Origin of the sequence: Phaeovulum sp. (genome assembly GCF_041596715.1) — a bacterium.
In the GTDB taxonomy this organism is placed as follows: domain Bacteria; phylum Pseudomonadota; class Alphaproteobacteria; order Rhodobacterales; family Rhodobacteraceae; genus UBA6213.
In genome coordinates this window covers 1-3741 of sequence record NZ_JBFHIA010000270.1, presented here as the reverse complement: position 1 = coordinate 3741, position 3741 = coordinate 1, and the positions used below count along the sequence as shown (strand labels likewise).

4 protein-coding genes are annotated in these 3741 nt (G+C 61.7%); all 4 read left to right on the top strand.

All coding sequences use genetic code 11. The features are described from left to right. Positions 1-233 precede the first annotated feature (233 nt). The 4 genes from ABY403_RS14405 to ABY403_RS14390 all read left to right on the top strand — a co-directional run bounded on the left by ABY403_RS14405 (position 234) and on the right by ABY403_RS14390 (position 3697). The gene (locus tag ABY403_RS14405) at positions 234-851 is read left to right on the top strand and encodes a hypothetical protein (RefSeq protein ID WP_372841514.1); all 618 of its coding nucleotides are present in this window, start codon (positions 234-236) and stop codon (positions 849-851) included. Positions 852-1118: 267 nt separating this feature from the next. Beyond that, positions 1119-1505, top strand: a complete 387-nt coding sequence (locus tag ABY403_RS14400) for a hypothetical protein (RefSeq protein ID WP_372841513.1) — start codon at positions 1119-1121, stop codon at positions 1503-1505. Positions 1506-1613: 108 nt separating this feature from the next. Next, positions 1614-2051 carry a gluconate 2-dehydrogenase subunit 3 family protein gene (locus tag ABY403_RS14395; protein ID WP_372841512.1) on the top strand — a complete coding sequence of 146 codons (438 nt, stop codon included), beginning with the start codon at positions 1614-1616 and terminating at the stop codon, positions 2049-2051. Then, positions 2042-3697: a GMC oxidoreductase gene (locus ABY403_RS14390; protein ID WP_372841511.1), complete on the top strand. Its 1656-nt coding sequence runs from the start codon at positions 2042-2044 to the stop codon at positions 3695-3697. The genes ABY403_RS14395 and ABY403_RS14390 overlap by 10 nt, the downstream gene beginning before the upstream one ends. Positions 3698-3741: the final 44 nt, after the last annotated feature.

The window sequence follows — 3741 nt, the reverse complement described above, 5'->3', positions numbered from 1 at the left end:
GTGATGCTGTGGTGGCAGTTGCCGGTTTCGGCGCTCTGGGCGCTTGGCACTTTGGCGGGGATCAACATCATGGTTTCAGGCTGGACGCTGGTAATCATTCCCATCGCTTTCAGCAGGATACTTGGCGACGGCTAGCTGGCCGACGACGCAGCTTGAGTTTCGCTTCAACCCGTTCCGACAACCCGCGCCGCAGTAAAGACCGCGGCTGGTTCGGAAAACTCATGGAGAATGACATGACCAAGACAAGCACTATCCATACGCTTACTGAGTGGACCAAGAGCCGGTTGGATGAAATGGACGCCGCACTGGCGGCCATTGAAAGCAAAGCAGACGCCGTCGAAGCTGGTGCGCGCAAAAAGGCCGACGCTGCTATCGCGGATATGAAAAAACGCCGCGATGCCTTCAAAGTGGAAGTCGAGGCAACGCGCGAACGTGACGCCAAGGCATGGGATGCGATGACCGACAAGCTTGAAGCCGAATGGGAGGCGTTCGAGAAAGACGTCGACAACTATTGGGATAGCGTTACCGACAAAGCGGATGAGTATGAGGCTGCTTTCAAGGCGCGTGTTGCCGCGCAGCAAAAAGCCTGGCGGGCAACGGCAACGCGGATGAAAGCAGAGGCAATCGGGTTTGGAGCGGCTCGCAAAGCCGAGTTTGATGCCTCGGTCGAGAAAGCCGAGACCATGGCCAAGGATGCTGGCGAAAAACTGAAGGCAGTGGACGCGGCGACCAAGACATCGTGGTCTGCGCTTCGGTCCGCCTTGGCAGAGTCCCGGGCAGCATATGATGAAGCGAATGCGAAGGCAGTTGCAACATTCAAGGATGCGATGAAAAAAGACACGGCTGCCTGAGCGCGTATCGGCACGCACGCCTTCAGGCGGCGTGCCGACACTCTCGTAGGCCACCTACAGAATTGAAGTGGCAGCCGTCACGCTGGAGCAGTTTTGAAACTGTATCCTTGGCTGGCGGCTGCGCCCACCAGCACACCAGATAGCCACGAAAACGAGACAAGGCACATCTGCGCCAAGCAAGCGAACATAGAGCTTGGTAGCGCAAAGGATTGCAGTATACTCAAGCCATTCCCGAAGGTTGGGGAATAGTTTACGGAGGTTAACGGCATGCTTTCAAAGTTGCTTCCAGCGGCATTCTTTCTTGCCAGTGCGACGGCCGCATTTGCTGGTGAAGACATTCCCCCGCCTGTTACGACTGTCAACAACGAGGCTTCGCTTTTCCTTGGTTTTGCGTGGACCTTTGGCGCGCCCAATAGCAGTGGCGGCACCCCGGGTCTGACGCTCAAGGTTCTGTCAACCAACGAGCGCAACGCACCGGCACTGGCTGCGGGCGTAACATACAACTTCGACGGTAGTTTCGGCTGCGACGTGGGCGTTGGCTACAACATGACCGACGCCACAGTGACCGCGGGTTACGACTTCTGCAAGCATGGCCCGCAGATCGGTTTGGGCGCAACCAGCAAACCAGAAACCGTGACAACGACAGTCGAATAGCTAGGGGGCTGAGTGCCGAGCGTGCACGGCAGTGCCAGACATGAAGTTGCGGCAGGCGGTCACGCTGCGCGCGGCCTTGTTCTGGGGGCGTCGCGCCGCAGTGTTCTGATGGCTGCGCTTGGTGCGGGGCTGGCCTCGATCTGCGGCCCGGTTGTCGCAGAGGCGCGGCCGATGGCCTCTTTGGCAGCGGTGCTTGACGTGCTTCTGCCTGCGGATGATTTTTCACCATCGGCCAGTGCGTTGGGAATAGAGCGCGACATTGCCGATTTCGTGGCCGAAAGTGACATGATGACCCGGCTGTTCCTTGCCGCGCTGGATTGGATGGATCATCTGGCCGATCTGCCCTTTCGTGATCTGACAAGCGCCCAGCAGGCCGAGGTGATGGCCTTTATGGAAACGGCCGATTTCAACGCGGTGCCGGGTCGTTTTTACCACATTCTTCGCGCGCTGGCGGTGGAGTTCTACTATGCCCGAGCCGAGGCGATAATCGGGTTGCCGCTTAACGCCACGCCGCAGCCCGAAGGCTATCCTCCACCATGGGGCTAAGCGGGGGGCATGATGCCGTCGTTATCGGCTCGGGGGCTGGCGGGGCGGCGGCAGCGTGGCGGCTTTGTCAACATGGTATGCGCGTTCTGCTGCTGGAGGCTGGTCCCGCCTTCGATCCGGCGCGCGACTACGCGCTCGACAGCCCCGGGTGGGAGAGACGGAACTTCCCGGTTCTACCCGGAAGCCAAGCCACCATAACCTACGGCAATCTCGGCACGTTAGATGCGGACACCGAAGACCTTGCTTCATGGACGCGTGGTGGGTTTCCTTGGCGTCTTCCGGCAGGATCACCCCGCCCAGCTTCGGCAAACGGCTATTCGCATGTTCTGGGCGTCGGCGGCAGCACGCTGCATTTCGTGGGTGAAGCCCACCGCCTGCACCCCGATGCCTTCCGCCAACGCAGCCTGACGGGCAAGAATATCGACTGGCCGCTTGGCTACACTGATTTGGAGCCGCTTTATGCCGAGGTTGAAGAGGTTCTGGGCGTAGCCGGCGCCGCCACCGACGACGGGCGGTGGCGCAGCACAGCCTATCCTTTGCCGCCGCACCCGCTTGGCCCCGGTGCGCTGGCATTGCAGGCAGCCGGAGCGCGCCTGCATCAACACTGGCAGGTGAACCCCCATGCTGTGCTCTCTGCGCCGTGGCAGGACAGGCCGGCCTGTAATTACTGCGGTCAGTGTTCGCGCGGTTGCCCCTTGGGTGACAAGGGATCGACCGATGTCACGTTCTTGCGGCAGGCCGCCGAGACGGGGCGCCTGACGCTGCTGCCTGATGCCATAGTCACCCGTTTACATGCCGGGGCGGGGGGGCGGATCGCGCGGTTGGATGTCATCGTCGCGGGCCGTAGCGAAAGCGTCGAGACGCCGATCTTGGTTCTGGCCGCAGGGGCCGTGCAGACGCCCCGGTTGCTGTTGCTTTCGGCCAACGCGGATATGCCAGATGGGTTGGCCAATTCCTCGGGTCAGGTCGGGCGAAACTTCATGGAGACGCTGTCATGGCGTAGCGCCGGAATGGTGCCGGGCCTCAAAGGCAGCCATCTAGGCCTGCCCGCCGACGCGATTTGCTGGACCCCTGTGCCGACGAACGGGCGCGCGAGCGCCTTTCGCCTCAACCATGCGACGCTGGAGGTGGGCTTGAACGGCCCCATTGGCTATGCCGCGCGGCTGCTGCCCGGCCACGGCGCAGGTTTCAAGTCGGCGTTGCGCGAAGGCTTTGGCAGTGCACTGGCAGTGGGCGCGGTGGGGCAAATCATACCCGACGCGCGCTCTGGCGTGGACCTTGATCCAGAGCGGCGCGATGCTCTGGGCTTGCCCGTCGCGCGGATTTCGTCGGTTCTAACCGAAGAAAGCCTGTCTCTTTTGCGCCAAATGGCCAAGGCTGCGCGCGCGGTTTTGGCAGAGGCCGGGGCGACGCTGGCAGAAGAGGCAAGCAGCCGCGATGCCTTTTCGGCGACGCATGTTTTCGGCACCGCCCGGATGGGGGACGACCGCGGCACTTCGGTTGTCGATCCGCAGGGACGGGCATACGATCACCCGAACCTTTGGATTGCAGATGCCAGCGTCTTTCCCACGTCCGGTGGTGGTGAATCGCCAAGTCTGACCATCATGGCGCTGGCTCTGCGCGCAGCCGATGCCGTGGCGCGTTGAAACCGCGGACCAAGGTGAGGCACGCTAGAACATGTGCGGGCGAT

Coding starts and splice junctions, on each gene's coding strand:
- ABY403_RS14400 (WP_372841513.1), top strand. CDS start 1,119: ATGCTTTCAAAGTTGCTTCCAGCGGCATTCTTTCTTGCCAGTGCGACG.
- ABY403_RS14395 (WP_372841512.1), top strand. CDS start 1,614: ATGGCTGCGCTTGGTGCGGGGCTGGCCTCGATCTGCGGCCCGGTTGTC.
- ABY403_RS14405 (WP_372841514.1), top strand. CDS start 234: ATGACCAAGACAAGCACTATCCATACGCTTACTGAGTGGACCAAGAGC.
- ABY403_RS14390 (WP_372841511.1), top strand. CDS start 2,042: ATGGGGCTAAGCGGGGGGCATGATGCCGTCGTTATCGGCTCGGGGGCT.